The following is a 15208-nucleotide window of genomic DNA, read 5'->3' on the forward strand; positions in this document are numbered from 1 at the left end:
TAAGGGGATGCCTGTCATGGGGGAAACCTCAAGAGGACAACGCCCTTTATAACCCGGCATGATGCTGGTCTGAACTGTAACCATACGGTCCGAGCGGAGACGCTATTTCGGCCCGAAAAGTGGGAACCGGTTTTCGGATCAAGCTGAAATGCCACAATAAAGGAGATCAGCCGTGACCAAACGCACGTCTGCCAAGTACAAAATCGACCGCCGGATGGGCGAAAACATCTGGGGTCGTCCGAAATCCCCGGTCAACCGTCGTGAATACGGCCCCGGCCAGCATGGCCAGCGCCGCAAGGGTAAACTGTCGGACTTTGGTCTGCAGTTGCGTGCCAAGCAGAAGCTGAAAGGCTACTATGGCGACCTGACCGAGAAGCAGTTCCGCCGCATCTACGCCGAAGCCGAGCGTGTCAAAGGCGATACCGGTGAAAACCTGATCGGTCTGCTGGAGCGCCGCCTGGACGCTGTTGTGTACCGCGCTAAGTTCGTACCGACCGTTTTTGCCGCACGTCAGTTCGTGAACCACGGCCATGTCAAAGTGAACGGCAAGCGGGTCAACATCCCGTCCTACCGTGTCAAAGAAGGTGACGTGATCGAAGTGCGTGACAAATCCAAGCAGCTGGCTGTTGTTCTGGAAGCTGTTGCGCTGGCCGAGCGTGATGTGCCTGACTACATCGACGCCGACCATTCGAAAATGACCGCGACTTTCGTTCGCGCACCGGGTCTGAGCGATGTGCCTTACCCTGTCATGATGGAACCGAACCTGGTCGTCGAATTCTACGCGAAGAACTGATCTTCGCTGACAAATGTGATCCAAAGGGCCGCGCTTTCAGCGCGGTCTTTTTTTGTTTGTGGGGGGCTCTGCCCCCGTCGCGGTGCGACTCCCCCGGGATATTTGGGGACAGGTGAAAATGCGGATCAGAGGGGAAGGGGGCGGCCTTCGGCGATGGCCTCCATCGCGAAATACGATGTGACGCTGTCCAGTTCGACCTTTTCGATCAGGCGTTGGTAGACCTTGTCGTAGGATGCCATATCCTCGGTCACGACTTTCAACTGATAGTCATAGTCGCCGCCGATGCGGTGGAAATCGACCACTTCGGGTATGGTCAGCACGTGGTTGCGGAAGGCTTGCAGCCAGTCCGCCGAGTGGTGCCGGGTGCGCAGCATGACGAAGACCACAAGGCTGAGCCCCAGCTTTTCGCGCGCAATCTGTGCGGTTGATCCAGTGATCACGCCGTTTTCGTTCAGAGCCTTGAGGCGACGCCAGCAGGCGTTTTGGGACAGGCCGACCCGGTCTGCCAGTTCGCGTTGGGATAGCGTGGCGTCGGTTTGCAGCTCTTGCAGGAGGCGTTTGTCTATATGATCTATTTTTTCTGACATTTCTAATCATATGACACAAAATTTTCGGAAAGTGTGAGAAAAAATGTGAAATTTTTCCAACCAGAGTCAATCATATTAGTCCGGCAATATGGAGCCTGGATCATGACCTTGTCCAAATTTCGTGCAGACCTTGAGACTGCCAATCGTATGTCCCGCCTGCGCGACGGGTTGATCGGAGAGAACGTTCTGATCCCGGGTCTGCATGGGGATGTACCGCTGGTTTATGCGGATTACGTAGCTTCGGGGCGGGCGCTGCGGCAGGTGGAAGACTTTGTTGCCGAACATGTGCTGCCTTTCTATGCCAACAGTCATACCGAGGCGTCATATTGCGGTTCCTACATGACGCGTCTGCGCCGCGATGCGCGGGCTGAGATTGCCCGCATCGTTGGGGCCGCTCAGGAGGATGCCGTGATCTTCGCCGGGTCTGGCGCGACTGCGGGTTTGAACCGTTTAGTGAATTTGCTGGGGGTTGAGGCCGCTGACGCGCCGGTCGTCCTGATCGGACCGTATGAGCATCACTCGAATATCCTGCCTTGGCGCGAAAGCAAGGCGCAGGTGGTTGAGATACCCGAAGGTTCAGAGGGCGGTGTGGATTTGCAGGCGTTGGAGCAAGCTCTGGTTGCGCATGCAGGTGCGGATCTGATCATCGGAGCGTTTTCGGCCGCATCAAATGTCACGGGGATTATCACGGATACTGACCCGGTGACGCGCCTGCTTAAGGCGCATGGGGCCCTATCTGTGTGGGATTACGCCGGCGGGGGGCCGTACCTGCCGATCGATATGGGGCCTGCGGATGCGCGCAAGGATGCCATTGTGGTATCTCCGCACAAGTTTCCGGGCGGGCCGGGCGCGTCTGGGGTGCTGGTCGTCAACCAGAAAGCGGTGACGCGGACATGCCCCAGTTGGCCGGGCGGGGGGACGGTCAGTTTCGTCTCGCCCTGGCGGCATGATTATAGCGCGGATTTGGCCACGCGAGAGGAGGCCGGGACACCCAACGTCATTGGCGATATTCGGGCCGCACTGGCCTTTATTGTCAAAGATGTGGTTGGCACGGATGAAATCGAACGGCGCGAGGCGCGGTTCAATCGAATGGCGGTTCAGGGGTGGCAGGACAACCCCAACCTGACCTTGTTGGGTGCCAAAACTTCGCATCGGCTGCCGATCTTCTCATTCCTTGTGGGGGACAATTCCGGGCGGCCGGTTCACCAGCAACTATTCACCCGAATGCTGAGCGACATTTATGGCATTCAGGCTCGCGGTGGGTGTGCCTGTGCGGGGCCTTACGCGCATCGTTTGCTGGGGATTGATCGCGACGCCTCGGATCAGTTGCATGCGCAGCTGTCGGCGGGGGAGGAGATGAAGAAGCCCGGCTGGGTGCGGTTGAATTTCTCGTATCTGATGAGCGAGGAGACGGTTCAGCTCATCATCGACAGCGTCAATGAGCTGTCCCGCAGGACCGAGGAATTCGCGCCGCTATACAGCGCCGACCCGGCGACGGCCCGCTTCAAAGCGGCGTGACGGAATTGCCGCTTTTCTCAAGGCGTTGAGACAGGTATGAGAGGCTTCAATAAACGGAGCCTCTTATGACAAAGATCACCCCTCAACCAGGCATTATGGACATCGCGCTCTATCAGGGCGGCCAGTCGCATGTGGCCGGGGTTGAGCATGTGATCAAGCTGAGTTCGAACGAAAATCCGTTTGGTCCCAGCCCCAAGGCCATAGAGGCGGTGCGCGACAGTGCGGCCACCCTGCATCGTTATCCCAGCACCGATCACGCTCCTTTGCGGACGGCAATCGGGTCACGCCACGGGCTGGACCCGGCGCGGATCATTTGCGGTGTGGGCAGCGATGAGGTGCTGCAATTCATCGCCCAGGCTTATGCCGGGCCGGGGGATGAGGTCATCTATACCGAGCATGGGTTTTCCATGTACCCGATCATCGCGCGGATGGCGGGTGCAACGCCCGTGGTGGTGCCCGAAAAGGACCGTCATGTAGATGTGGACAATATCCTGTCTGCTGTCACTGCGCAGACGCGGATCGTGTTCGTGACCAATCCGGGCAATCCGACTTCGACCATGATCGCTGAGGCTGAACTGGTGCGGCTGGCCAAGGCGCTGCCGCAAACCTGCCTGATGGTGATCGACGGGGCCTATGCCGAGTTTGTCGACGGGTTCGATGGCGGTGCGTCGCTGGTGGATCGGTTCGAGAATGTGATCATGACCCGGACCTTTTCCAAGGTGTATGGCCTGGGCGGTATGCGTGTCGGGTGGGGCTATGCGGCGCAGTCCATCATCGATGTGCTGAACCGGGTCCGCCAGCCGTTCAACCTGTCGCTGACGGCTTTGGCCGCGGCAGAGGCGGCGGTGAATGATGTGGAATTCCTGTCCTTCTGTCAGGCCGAAAACGCCCGCTTGCGAGCTTGGTTGTCTGACGAACTGGCCAAGGTCGGTGTGCCGTCGGATGCGTCCTGCACCAATTTTATTCTCGCACGGTTCGCCGATCGGGTCGAGGCCGAGGCCTGTGACGACTACCTGAAAACTCAGGGTCTGATCGTGCGCCGCGTGGCGGGGTACAACCTGCCCAATGCACTGCGCATTACCGTGGGCGATGAAGACGCTTGTCGCCGCGTCGTCGCGGCGATCACCGCATTTAAAGGGGGCACTGCATGAGCCAGGTTTATGATCGTGTCGCCCTGATCGGTTTGGGCCTGATCGCGTCGTCCATGTTCTGGGCGATCAAACGCGCTGGACTCGCAGGTGAGGTTACCGGTTATGCCCGGTCCGAGACGACGCGTGAAACAGCGCGGCAGATCGGTTTATGTGACCGGGTGTGCGACACCGCGAGAGAGGCCGTGGAAGGCGCTGATCTGGTGGTGCTCTGCGTGCCTGTTGGCGCAATGGGTGCTGTGGCCGCTGATATCGCGTCGGTTTTGAAGCCGGGCGCCACGTTGACCGACGTGGGGTCCGTTAAGCGCCATGTGATCGAGGCGGTATCGCCTCATATCCCCGAGGGCGTGCACTTCATCCCCGCACATCCGCTGGCCGGGACAGAGCATTCCGGCCCTGAATCGGGCTTTGCCGAGCTGTTTGACAACCGCTGGTCCCTGCTGGTTCCGGTTGTGGGCTCGGACCCTGAGGCCATTGCTCGCCTGCGGGCGTTGTGGGAAGGCATGGGTGCCAATGTTGATGAGATGGATGCCGATCACCACGATCTGGTTCTTGCCGTCACCTCGCACGCGCCGCACCTGATCGCTTATACGATGGTGGGTGTGGCCGACGATTTACGCCGTGTCACCGATAGCGAGGTTATCAAGTATTCGGCGGCGGGGTTTCGGGATTTCACGCGGATCGCGGCCTCGGACCCGACCATGTGGCGCGACGTGTTCCTGACCAACAAGGACGCCACGCTGGAAATTCTGGGGCGCTTCACCGAAGAGCTTTTTGCCCTGCAACGTGCGATCCGAACCGGGGATGGGGAGCAGCTGTTTGACTATTTCACCCGAACTCGTGCGATCCGACGCGGCATTATCGACGCGGGTCAGGATACGGATGCGCCGGACTTTGGGCGTGGGGCTAAAAGTTCATGAGGCATGTTTGGGCAGGGTTGGTGATCGGATGTCTGGCAGCCACGGCGGGCCTGTCCCAATCCTCTCCTCCTGAACAGTCGTTGATTCCTGTCGCGCGGCCCTCAGCGCCGGTGGTTCTGGCCTTCGCCAGTCCCGATGCTTCTGCGAATATTCGGCCCGTCTTGCGGCCACAATCCCCACAGGTACTGGCCGTGGCGGCGCGCCCGCTGGATGTGCCCCTGCTGGGGCCCGATACGTCACTGATGCCTTATCTGCGCCCCAAAGCGCTGGAGCAACAGGCGTTTCTGAAGAAACGCAAGCTGCGCAAAAGCTCGGTCTGTGGCGACATCGATGTTCAGGGCAAGCCCGTCGGCAATGTGCCGGGCCGGATCAAGGCCTGTGGTATCAAGGATGCGGTTCAGATCACATCGGTCTCGGGCGTAAAGCTGAGCCGCCCGTCGACAATGGATTGTGGCACCGCCATCGCGCTGAACAAATGGGTCGACAAATCGGTCAAGCCAACGTTCAAACGGCGTGGTCCGGTGGTCGAACTACAGGTTGCCGCCCATTATGCCTGCCGGACCCGCAACAACCGCAAAGGCGCGAAAATCTCGGAGCATGGCAAAGGCCGGGCCATCGATATCTCGGGCTTTAAAATGGCGGATGGAGAGGTCGTGACCGTCCTGAGCGGCTGGCGCAAGAACCCGTCAAAGCGTCAGCTGACCAAGATCTGGCGTGCGGCCTGTGGCCCTTTTGGCACCGTTCTGGGGCCGAATGCCGACCGGTATCACAAGGATCATTTCCATCTGGACACCGCGCGCCATCGTCGCGGGCCATACTGTCGCTAACGCAGGATCAGACGCGGGGCAGGTCCCAGCGGCAAAGGTCCGAGCGCAACAAAGCCGTCGCGGAAATTCAGTTGCAGGTCCAGCGCGTTGGGATTGCCGCCCAATCCTGCCATGAAGTTCAACGCCCGCGTGACCGGATCAACCGCCTGGTCGGGTAGGGCACCCGCCGCGTTGGCCATGGCGATCATGTCGCGCCAGTTTTCGGCCTTGATGGCGATCTCGCCCGTGGGGATACCCTGTTGGTCGACCTCCAACTCGCCAGCAGCGAACAGACGCAGGGCGCCCCATTTCATCTCGGCCAGACGCAGATCAATATGGGTGGGTTGTGGCCTGCTTTCCTCCAGCGCCGAGCGATCCCAAGGTTTGTCGAAGGTTGCGGTCATGTCCAGCTCAAGCGTCTCGAACGCTTGCGGCAGGGTGGTGGCCGAGCGCATCAGCTCTCGCAGGTCGTCGCCGGGGGTAAAGCCGTCGATCCGGGCGCCGATCACGTAAGCCTCGGGGGTTTCGGTCTGTTCCATAACCAGCGCCAACGTTTCCCCGCCCGCCAATGCCTCGGCGTCATCGGTGACGGACCATGGGCCTGCGGTCAGCGCCATTTTCTCAAGCACCAGCGCGACGCCGGGTTGCAATTGCAATTCTGCCTGCAGATCGCCTGCTTGGATGGTCGCTGTCTGATCGTAATAGGACAAACGCTGCGGTGTTTCGGCAAAACGCAGCACCTGACGACCGGGCCAGATTGCGGGGCTTTGAAACTCGATCCAGTCCGCGCTCCAGGCGGTGCCGTTCACTGGATCAGCCAGCGCGGGGCTGTTCAGACGTGTCATGTGGTGGAACGGATACCCAGCGGTTTCCACATCCGAGAAATCCGCCTGCCAGCCCTGTTCCTGCTGTTTGTCGAACCATGTGGTGATCGCATTGCGCAGCCCGAACCCGGCGACGAACCAATAGGCGCTCCACGCAACAAAGATGAAAATGATAACCCGCACCAGACCGCGCATGACAGATGGCCCTTTTTCCCGCCTTGGAATTGATGTTTATAGGCCGAAACGGGCAAGGACCAGTGCTATGACGATGTGGGTTTTCGGATATGGATCGCTGCTGTGGAATCCGGGCTTTCCGGTGGCCCGCAGCGAACGCGCCACGTTGCACGGCTATGCCCGGTCTTTCTGCATGAGCTCGATTCACCACCGCGGGACCGAGGATCATCCCGGCCTTGTGCTGGCGCTGGATGAACAGGCAGGCGCGCAGTGCAAGGGGCTGGCCCTGGCGGTTGAGGCGGGGCACGAGGAGCGCACCCTGCACGAATTGCGCGAACGCGAGCTGATCTCATCCGCCTATGTTGAAAAGATGCTGGATGTGCATCTGAACACGGGCGAAGTTGTGAATGCCGTGACCTATGTGATCGACGCGGATCACGTTCAGTATTGCGGCGGCATGCCGCTTGAGGAACAGGCCCAGATCATCGCCCATGCTGTCGGCGGGCGCGGGCCGAACACCGAATACCTGTACAATACGGCCGAACATCTGGCCGAGATCGACCTGCGCGATCCCGATCTTGAGTGGTTAGCGCAACGGGTGCGCGACATCACTTCATAAACCCTTGGCGTCACCGGCGTTATTTCGCTAGATTCAGCGCAGAGCAGGCAAAATACCGGGAACCACGCGCATGGCGCAGGCACATCAGGGCGCGAGACCGCATTTCTCGCAACCCATTCGTCAGATCGTTACGATGCTGGTCGCAATCGGTCTGGCGGGGTTCGGGGTTTTTATGGCGCTGCCCTATGTTCTGCCGGTTTTCTACGCCAACCCTTACCTGAACGGCTTTATCCTGCTGGTGTTTTTCGTCGGTGTGCTGGCCTGTTTCTATCAGGTAACACAGCTGATCGGGTCGGTGCGCTGGATCGAAGCCTTCGTCGGCGGAGTCGTCCGCGAAGACGCGCGCACACCGCAATTGCTGGCGCCGCTGGCATCACTTCTACGTGTGCGGGGCGCGCGGTCGCAGATCAGCTCGACCTCGACCCGGTCCATTCTGGATTCCGTGGCCGAGCGGATTGAGGAAGAGCGTGAGATCACGCGCTATATCACCAATGTTCTGATTTACCTTGGCCTTTTGGGTACGTTCTTTGGCCTGGCCACAACCGTGCCCGCCATTGTCGACACCATCCGCAGCCTGAACCCGCAAGAGGGTGAAGAGGGGCTGGCCGTCTTCAACCGCCTCATGGTCGGGCTGGAATCGCAATTGCAGGGCATGGGCGTGGCCTTTGGCTCGTCGCTGCTGGGTCTGGCCGGATCGTTGATCGTTGGCCTGTTGGAGCTATTCGCGGGACACGGTCAAAACCGGTTCTATCGCGAGCTTGAGGAATGGCTGTCCTCGATCACCCGTGTCGGTTTTGCCGGCAGTGATGAGGGCGGAGCCGAACTGGCCGTTCTGACCCCGGTGCTGGACGCAATGTCCGAACAGATGAACGCGCTTCAGGATCTGTTCACCGCGCAAGAGGCCGACCGCGCGGCAGTGTCGTCGCGGCTGGGGCAGTTGGCGGATTCCATCGGTGAGATGAATCAACGCCAGTCGAACAACGATGGCGTGACGGCCGCGCTGGAACGGGTGGCTTTGGGACAGGACGCCTTGTTGGATCACATGCGCGAACAGGGCACCGGCGACGGCATCGACGCCGAAAGCCGCATGCGCCTGCGGTCGATGGATGTGCAGTTGCTGCGTATTCTCGAAGAAATCTCGGCCGGTCGCCAGGAAAGCATGAGCGAGCTGCGCAAAGACATCGAACTGCTGGTCAAGGCGCTGACCTTGCCCCGAGGCGCCGTGCGCACCGCTCCGGACGGAGAGTAAGCTATGGCTCTTTCCCGCCGCACAGGTCAGCGTTTCCAAGGCTCGGTCTGGCCGGGTTTTGTGGATGCGATCACCGGGTTGTTGATGGTGCTGACCTTTGTGCTGACCATCTTCATGGTGGTCCAGTTTGTGCTGCGCGAGACGATCTCGGGTCAAGAGGATGAGTTGACGGCCCTGTCGGACGAGGTTGCGGCGCTGGTCGGGGCCCTCGGTCTGGAAGAGCAGGAAAATAGCCGGTTAGAGGCGCGGCTGGGGGTTCTGAACTCGACCTTGTCGCAGGTGGAAGGCGAATTGGTGCAAACCCAAATTCGCCTGACGGATTTCGAAGATCAGGTGGCCGCGCTGTTGCTGGATCAAGAGCGTGCGCAGGGTGAGATTGCCGATTTGCAGGATCAGCGCGAGGCGTTGAACCTTGCCCTGGCCCAAAGCCGGGCCGAGATTGACGAACAGACCGAGGCCGCGCGCCTTGCCGCCGCCCAACGCGAAGCGCTTGAGGCTCTGGTCGCCGATCTGGAACAAAGCGATGCCGCGCAAGCGACCCAAATCTCAGAGCTGGAAGAACAGCTGAGCGCGGAAGAGGCCGCTAAGCTGGCCGAAGCTGCCGCCGCCGAAAACCTGCGCAACCGTCTGCAGAACGCGGATGCTGAACTGACGGCCATGACGCTGGCCTTGGAAGCGCAGCGCAGAGAGGCCGAGGAAACCCTGACCCTGCTGGCCGCAGCGCAAGCCGCCAAAGAGGCTTTGGAGCAGCAATTTGGTGAGTTGAACGGCGAAGACCTGCGCGCCCGGCTTGACGCCGCCCTGGCCGCCCAAAGCGAAGCACAGGCCGAGGCGCAGGAACAGCGCACATTGGCCGAAGACCGTGCGGCCCTTTTGGCCGTGGCGCGCGATACGCTGTCGGCAGAACAGGCAATTTCGGAAAAAGCGCAACGCGAAACGGCCTTGCTGAACCAGCAGATGGCGGCGCTGCGCGAACAACTGGGTGGATTGCAGGCGCTGCTGGACGACTATGAAGAGCGCAACGCGGCCGCCGATATCCGCATTCAATCGCTGGGTCAGGACCTGAACGCAGCCCTTGCGCGGGCCGCGTCCGAGGAACGCCGTCGCCGTCTGCTGGAAGAGGCTGAACGGATCAGGCTGGAGGCCGAGGCCGAAGAGCTAGCCGCCCAAGCCGAGGATCTGGCGGCGCAGGCAGAAGACTTGCAGCAATACCGGTCCGAGTTTTTCGGCCGCCTGCGCGAGGTTCTGGGCGATGAAGACGGCGTGCGGATCGAAGGCGACCGCTTTGTCTTCTCATCCGAGGTGCTGTTTGACACCGGATCGGCCGTATTGTCCCCGGTCGGCCAGCAAGAGGTCGCCAAGGTTGCCGCCATCCTGCGCAGTGTCGCGGCGGAAATCCCCGAGGGGCTGAACTGGGTGATCCGGGTGGACGGGCATACGGATAACGTGCCTCTGGCCGGAACAGGCCGGTATCGCAACAATTGGGAGCTGAGCCAGGGGCGTGCCCTGTCCGTGGTGCGTTATATGGTCGAGGCGCTGGGTATTCCGCCCAACCGGCTGGCAGCCAATGGGTTCGGTGAATTCCAGCCCGTCAACCCGGCGGACACGCCAGAAGCGCGCGCCCAGAACCGGCGGATTGAGTTGAAACTGACCGAAAGATAGCGGCGGGGCTCGGGTCTGCTGTATTGTCTTGAAACGCGCCGGTTTCAGACGTTTTTGGCCCGCGCGCATGATGAAAAACGAGAGCACAGCCCCTATATCTGCACCATAGGTTGAACAGGTGCAGATGGTGCAAGAAGACACTTCAGATCTGGAACAAGCTGTGAAAGACGCCCTGCGCGCGCCATACCAACGCATGGCGCGGCATCAAACCCGCAATGGTTCAGCGTTCTGGCTGAAACGTGTGGAACGTTCGAGCCCCTTTCTATGGCTGGTAAAGGGTCTGCCGCAAAAGGCGTTTGACCGGGATCGGCGCTCTCACCGTCTGCTGTGGAGTTGGGGAGCTCCCGTTCCCGCGATCCTGATGGAAGGCGACGGCTTTCTTGCGATCGAAGATGCGGGCACCAGTTTGACCAAGCTTTGTCAGGTCATTTCCGTTGCGGAAAAAGAAAAAGCATGCAGCGCGGCGGGACAAGCTTTGGCCCGTCTGCACGCAGCCGACCTCGCCCATGGGCGACCCGCCTTTCGGGACATGTGCTGGGACGGGCACCGCATCCGGTTCATCGATTTTGAGTATTTCACTCCTGCCAAAGCCGGGCGGATCAGAAAAGCGCGGGATATTGGCATAGCGCTTTTGTCTGCGATGTCTCAGGGCCTAAAGGGGCCGCGCTATGCCTATCGGTTGGCGTCTGCGTATTACCGGGCTGCGTGGAGTCAAAAAGCAGCTCGCATAAGATCGCCAATTTCCGATCCCGGCTTTCGCTAGCACGGTACGTTAAAAAACCCGCCTCAGAGGGCGGGTTTTCTTTGTCTACCGGATCAATCCGCCGTCAACAGCGGAGGCTTGTCGCCCGGAATACGCGGCTGATCTGGACCGAAGATTTCCAGGTTCAGTTCACCCTTCTTGACCGAGACACGCACCACACCGCCTTTGGCCAGCTTGCCGAACAGCAGCTCCTCGGCCAGAGGTTTCTTGATGTGCTCCTGAATGACACGGCCCAGCGGGCGGGCGCCCATCTTGTCGTCATAGCCCTTGTCAGCCAGCCATTCGGCGGCTTTGCGGGTCAGGTCGATGGTCACGTTGCGGTCCAGCAGCTGCGCTTCCAGTTGTAGAACGAACTTTTCGACCACCTGCAGGATCACCTCTTTCGGCAACGGCGCGAAGGAGATCACGGCATCCAGACGGTTGCGGAATTCCGGCGTGAACGTGCGTTCAATCGCGGCGGTGTCTTCGCCTTCGCGGCGGTCACGGGCAAAGCCGATAGCCGCTTTGGCCTGTTCCTGCGCACCAGCGTTCGAGGTCATGATAAGAACCACGTTGCGGAAATTCACCGTGCGGCCGTTGTGATCGGTCAACTCGCCATGGTCCATCACCTGCAGCAGGATGTTGAACACGTCCGGGTGCGCTTTCTCGATCTCGTCCAGCAGCAGCACGCAATGCGGATGCTGGTCGACGCCGTCGGTCAACAGACCGCCCTGATCGAACCCGACATAGCCCGGAGGGGCACCGATCAGACGGGAAACTGCGTGTTTCTCCATGTATTCCGACATGTCAAAGCGCAGAAGTTCGACGCCCAGCGTATCTGCCAATTGCTTGGCGACCTCGGTTTTACCCACACCGGTCGGGCCGGCGAACAGGTAGTTGCCGATGGGTTTTTCAGGCTCGCGCAGACCGGCACGGGCCAGTTTGATCGCGCTGGACAGCGCCACGATGGCATCGTCCTGACCGAACACCACCCGTTTCAACGAGGTTTCAAGGTCCTTCAGAACCTCGGCATCATCCTTAGTGACATTCTTGGGCGGAATGCGGGCGATCTTGGCCACGACGGCCTCAATCTCTTTGACGCCGATGGTTTTGCGACGCTTGCTTTCCGCGACCAGATGCTGCGCGGCACCTGCCTCATCGATGACGTCGATGGCCTTGTCGGGCAGCTTGCGGTCATTGATATAGCGCGCGGCCAGCTCCACCGCGGTTTTGATCGCGTCGGCGGTATATTTGATCTCGTGATGCTCTTCGAAATAGGGTTTCAGACCACGCAGGATTTTCACGCTGTCTTCGACCGAAGGTTCATTCACGTCGATCTTCTGGAACCGGCGGCTCAGCGCGCGGTCCTTTTCGAAATGCTGGCGGAATTCCTTATAGGTGGTCGAGCCCATGGTGCGCAGCTTGCCGCCCTGCAGCGCAGGTTTCAGCAGGTTCGAGGCGTCCATCGCGCCGCCCGAGGTCGCACCGGCACCGATCACGGTGTGAATTTCGTCGATGAACAGCACCGCGTCGGGGTGATCCTCCAACTCGGTCACGACCGCCTTCAGGCGTTCCTCGAAATCGCCGCGGTAGCGGGTGCCTGCCAGCAGCGCGCCCATGTCCAGCGAGTAAATCGTGGTCTCGGACAGCACATCGGGGGCCTCGCCCGCGACGATCTTATGGGCCAAACCCTCGGCGATGGCGGTTTTGCCAACGCCCGGATCACCCACCAGCAGCGGGTTGTTCTTGCGGCGGCGACACAGCACCTGAATGCAACGCTCAACCTCAGAGGCGCGGCCAATCAGCGGGTCGACATCGCCTGCGCGGGATTTTGCGTTCAGGTCAACGCAATATTTCGCAAGTGCGCTTTCTTTCTGCTCACCATCGCCCGAGCTTGCCTGAACCTCATCCTCGACTTGATCTGCGCCCGAAACCGAGCGATTTTCGCCATAGGCCGGGTCTTTGGCGACGCCATGTGCGATGAAATTCACCGCGTCATAGCGGGTCATATCCTGTTCCTGCAGGAAATAGGCCGCATTGCTTTCGCGTTCGGCAAAGATGGCGACCAGAACATTCGCGCCGGTCACTTCGGTCCGGCCCGAGCTTTGCACGTGGATCGCCGCCCGCTGAATGACGCGCTGGAAGGCGGCCGTGGGCACAGCCTCGGACCCGTCGATGTCGGTCACAAGGTTTGAAAGGTCTTCGTCAATGAATTCGACCAAAGTGCCGCGCAGTTCATCCAGATCGACACTGCAGGCCTTCATGACGCGAATGGCGTCCGGTTCTTCCAGCAGCGCCAGCAGCAGATGCTCTAGCGTGGCGAATTCGTGTCGCCGTTCGTTCGCAGCCGCCAGGGCCGCGTGAATGGCTTGTTCTAATGTGCTCGAGAATGAAGGCACGCGGGTGCTCCTCTGTCTTGGGTCGGAAGGGGCGCGGGCTTTAGGCCGGATCCCCATCCCAACCATGTCCTCATACTATTAGAGTTTGGTTGATCGCGGCCCGGCTTCAAGGGTTTTCTTTCACTTGACAGTCACATTTCTTGTGACCGTGGCCGCGAAGTGGGGAAAATAGGCATCAGAATCTGTCTTTTCTAGCCCTGATTTCCGCAAACACGGCAGCAGGGTCTGCACCGACCATCCCAAGATGGGTCTGAATCGATGGATCGGTGGCGCGTAAAAAGGGGTTTGTCGCCTTTTCCAACGCCAGAGTCGACGGAACCGTGGGCCTGTTTTCGGCGCGCGCTGCATCGATTTCGGCGGCACGTTTCTGCAGTGCGGCGTTGTCCGGATCCACCGTCAGCGCGAATTTGGTGTTTGATTGCGTGTATTCGTGGCCCGAGCAGACCAGCGTATCGTCGGGCAGGGCGGCCAGTTTTGACAGCGACGCCCACATCTGCGGTGCGGTGCCTTCGAACAGGCGACCGCAGCCCATGGCCATCAGGCTATCGGCGGTGAAAACAGCCGCGCTCTGCGGCATATAGAATGCGATATGGCCCACAGTGTGGCCCGAGACATCCATGACCTGGACGGGTTCACCACCCACCTCGAACGTGTCGCCATCGCCAACCTGCTGGTTCAGCGGCGGCAGGCGGTGGGCGTCTGCGGCAGCCCCGATCACTGTGGCGGGGTGTTTTTCCAGGATCGCGGCCAGGCCGTCCACATGGTCATAATGGTGATGCGTCAGCAACACGTGGCTCAGGGTCCAGCCACGTTTGTCCAACTCGGCCAGAATCGGTTCGGCTTCGGGCGCATCGATCAAAGCGGTGTTGCCGCTATCGGCATCATGCGCCAGAAATGCGTAATTGTCGCTGAGACAGGGGATTGTGACGATCTCAAGAGGCATGGTATTTTGCCCTTTCGTTGCTAGACTGCGCTCAGCTAAGCCGATTGACCGGGTGTCCGCAATGCATCTTGATGTGCAGGATCTGAGGAATTTCTACTACCGCAGCACATTGGGTCGCGCGGCGCAGGCGGCCATTCGTGGGCGGTTGCTGGAAATCTGGCCCGAGGCCAAGGGGCAGACAGTTGTGGGGTTCGGTTTTGCCGTACCTCTTTTGCGCCCCTATCTTGCCGATGCGCGGCGTTTGATCGGCCTGATGCCGGGACCGCAAGGGGTGATGCCCTGGCCTGCCGGGATGCCGAATGTATCGGTTCTGACCGAAGAAACCCTTTGGCCTGTTGAAACCGGGCATGTCGACAAGCTGGTTGTGATGCATGGGCTTGAGACCTCGCAGCGGCCAACGGAACTGTTGAACGAATGCTGGCGGGTTCTTGGGCCTGGCGGTAAGGCGCTGTTCATTGTGCCCAACCGGGCCGGGCTGTGGTCGCGAACAGATAGGACGCCGTTTGGCTTTGGGCGCCCTTATTCTGCCTCGCAACTGGAAAATCAGCTCAAGGCGCATCACTTCCTGCCGGAAAGCCACTGTTCGGCTTTGTACATGCCGCCGTCGTTCCGGCGGTTCTGGCTGAAATCCGGCAGCTTGATTGAAAAAACCGGACAGCGTGTGCCAACCGTCATGGCGGGAGGCGTGCTGATGGTCGAAGTCACAAAACACATCCGCCCACCCAGCGGCAGTGTCACGAAAGATGCGGTGCGGCGCCCGATCAAAGCGCTGGATGGGTTGTTGAAGCCTGCCTAAGAAGCCAGCATCGTTGGGGTGCAAAAGT

The 15208-nt window shown here is 60.2% G+C and carries 14 protein-coding genes; 10 read left to right on the forward strand and 4 right to left on the reverse strand.

Annotated elements, in window-relative coordinates:
• Positions 1-172 precede the first annotated feature (172 nt).
• Complete coding sequence (rpsD, locus tag ACR0J5_RS01460) at positions 173-793, forward strand: 30S ribosomal protein S4 (protein ID WP_170374584.1); 621 nt, start codon at positions 173-175, stop codon at positions 791-793.
• Positions 794-918: 125 nt separating this feature from the next.
• Here the strand turns inward: rpsD and ACR0J5_RS01465 are convergent, their stop codons facing one another.
• Complete coding sequence (locus ACR0J5_RS01465) at positions 919-1380, reverse strand: Lrp/AsnC family transcriptional regulator (protein ID WP_480650083.1); 462 nt, start codon at positions 1378-1380, stop codon at positions 919-921.
• Positions 1381-1482: 102 nt separating this feature from the next.
• On the opposite strand from ACR0J5_RS01465, the gene ACR0J5_RS01470 reads away from it, so the two are divergent.
• From ACR0J5_RS01470 to ACR0J5_RS01485, 4 genes are all read left to right on the forward strand, one after another.
• On the forward strand, positions 1483-2898 hold the full coding sequence (locus tag ACR0J5_RS01470; protein WP_480650084.1) for an aminotransferase class V-fold PLP-dependent enzyme: 1416 nt from the start codon (positions 1483-1485) through the stop codon (positions 2896-2898).
• 65 nt (positions 2899-2963) lie between these two features.
• Positions 2964-4049 (forward strand): histidinol-phosphate transaminase, encoded by a 1086-nt coding sequence (gene hisC, locus ACR0J5_RS01475; protein WP_480650085.1) that lies wholly within the window; start codon positions 2964-2966, stop codon positions 4047-4049.
• Positions 4046-4966, forward strand: a complete 921-nt coding sequence (locus ACR0J5_RS01480) for a prephenate/arogenate dehydrogenase family protein (RefSeq protein WP_480650086.1) — start codon at positions 4046-4048, stop codon at positions 4964-4966. Before hisC ends, ACR0J5_RS01480 begins: the two co-directional genes overlap by 4 nt.
• Complete coding sequence (locus ACR0J5_RS01485) at positions 4963-5793, forward strand: extensin-like domain-containing protein (protein WP_480650087.1); 831 nt, start codon at positions 4963-4965, stop codon at positions 5791-5793. Before ACR0J5_RS01480 ends, ACR0J5_RS01485 begins: the two co-directional genes overlap by 4 nt.
• Here ACR0J5_RS01485 and ACR0J5_RS01490 read toward each other — a convergent pair.
• Positions 5790-6791, reverse strand: coding sequence for a DUF2125 domain-containing protein (locus tag ACR0J5_RS01490; protein ID WP_480650088.1), 1002 nt, complete (start codon positions 6789-6791; stop codon positions 5790-5792). The genes ACR0J5_RS01485 and ACR0J5_RS01490 overlap by 4 nt on opposite strands.
• Before the next feature lie 67 nt (positions 6792-6858).
• Between ACR0J5_RS01490 and ACR0J5_RS01495 the strand changes: the two genes are divergently transcribed.
• From ACR0J5_RS01495 to ACR0J5_RS01510, 4 genes are all read left to right on the forward strand, one after another.
• Entirely contained in the window at positions 6859-7389 is a 531-nt protein-coding gene (locus ACR0J5_RS01495) for a gamma-glutamylcyclotransferase (protein WP_480650089.1), read from the forward strand.
• A 70-nt stretch (positions 7390-7459) separates the two neighbouring features.
• Positions 7460-8638 (forward strand): biopolymer transporter ExbB, encoded by a 1179-nt coding sequence (locus ACR0J5_RS01500; protein ID WP_480650090.1) that lies wholly within the window; start codon positions 7460-7462, stop codon positions 8636-8638.
• Positions 8639-8641: 3 nt separating this feature from the next.
• Positions 8642-10300: a peptidoglycan -binding protein gene (locus ACR0J5_RS01505; RefSeq protein ID WP_480650091.1), complete on the forward strand. Its 1659-nt coding sequence runs from the start codon at positions 8642-8644 to the stop codon at positions 10298-10300.
• A gap of 361 nt (positions 10301-10661) precedes the next feature.
• A complete protein-coding gene (locus ACR0J5_RS01510; protein WP_480650092.1) occupies positions 10662-11063 on the forward strand; it encodes a BUD32 family EKC/KEOPS complex subunit in 402 nt (133 codons plus the stop codon).
• Positions 11064-11116: 53 nt separating this feature from the next.
• Here the strand turns inward: ACR0J5_RS01510 and clpA are convergent, their stop codons facing one another.
• Entirely contained in the window at positions 11117-13441 is a 2325-nt protein-coding gene (gene clpA, locus ACR0J5_RS01515) for an ATP-dependent Clp protease ATP-binding subunit ClpA (RefSeq protein WP_480650093.1), read from the reverse strand.
• A 175-nt stretch (positions 13442-13616) separates the two neighbouring features.
• The gene (gloB, locus tag ACR0J5_RS01520; protein WP_480650094.1) at positions 13617-14384 is read right to left on the reverse strand and encodes a hydroxyacylglutathione hydrolase; all 768 of its coding nucleotides are present in this window, start codon (positions 14382-14384) and stop codon (positions 13617-13619) included.
• 61 nt (positions 14385-14445) lie between these two features.
• Here gloB and ACR0J5_RS01525 point away from each other — a divergent pair, with 61 nt between their 5' ends.
• Entirely contained in the window at positions 14446-15180 is a 735-nt protein-coding gene (locus ACR0J5_RS01525; RefSeq protein WP_480651412.1) for a methyltransferase domain-containing protein, read from the forward strand.
• Positions 15181-15208 lie beyond the last annotated feature (28 nt).

The sequence above is a fragment of the Ruegeria sp. BE1 genome, from assembly GCF_056538885.1.

What these genes read in the sequence shown, in the direction of transcription:
- ACR0J5_RS01465 (WP_480650083.1), bottom strand. Translation starts at nt 1,380, where the DNA reads ATGTCAGAAAAAATAGATCATATAGACAAACGCCTCCTGCAAGAGCTG.
- ACR0J5_RS01470 (WP_480650084.1), top strand. Translation starts at nt 1,483, where the DNA reads ATGACCTTGTCCAAATTTCGTGCAGACCTTGAGACTGCCAATCGTATG.
- hisC (WP_480650085.1), top strand. Translation starts at nt 2,964, where the DNA reads ATGACAAAGATCACCCCTCAACCAGGCATTATGGACATCGCGCTCTAT.
- ACR0J5_RS01480 (WP_480650086.1), top strand. Translation starts at nt 4,046, where the DNA reads ATGAGCCAGGTTTATGATCGTGTCGCCCTGATCGGTTTGGGCCTGATC.
- ACR0J5_RS01485 (WP_480650087.1), top strand. Translation starts at nt 4,963, where the DNA reads ATGAGGCATGTTTGGGCAGGGTTGGTGATCGGATGTCTGGCAGCCACG.
- ACR0J5_RS01490 (WP_480650088.1), bottom strand. Translation starts at nt 6,791, where the DNA reads ATGCGCGGTCTGGTGCGGGTTATCATTTTCATCTTTGTTGCGTGGAGC.
- ACR0J5_RS01495 (WP_480650089.1), top strand. Translation starts at nt 6,859, where the DNA reads ATGACGATGTGGGTTTTCGGATATGGATCGCTGCTGTGGAATCCGGGC.
- ACR0J5_RS01500 (WP_480650090.1), top strand. Translation starts at nt 7,460, where the DNA reads ATGGCGCAGGCACATCAGGGCGCGAGACCGCATTTCTCGCAACCCATT.
- ACR0J5_RS01505 (WP_480650091.1), top strand. Translation starts at nt 8,642, where the DNA reads ATGGCTCTTTCCCGCCGCACAGGTCAGCGTTTCCAAGGCTCGGTCTGG.
- ACR0J5_RS01510 (WP_480650092.1), top strand. Translation starts at nt 10,662, where the DNA reads ATGGAAGGCGACGGCTTTCTTGCGATCGAAGATGCGGGCACCAGTTTG.
- gloB (WP_480650094.1), bottom strand. Translation starts at nt 14,384, where the DNA reads ATGCCTCTTGAGATCGTCACAATCCCCTGTCTCAGCGACAATTACGCA.
- ACR0J5_RS01525 (WP_480651412.1), top strand. Translation starts at nt 14,446, where the DNA reads ATGCATCTTGATGTGCAGGATCTGAGGAATTTCTACTACCGCAGCACA.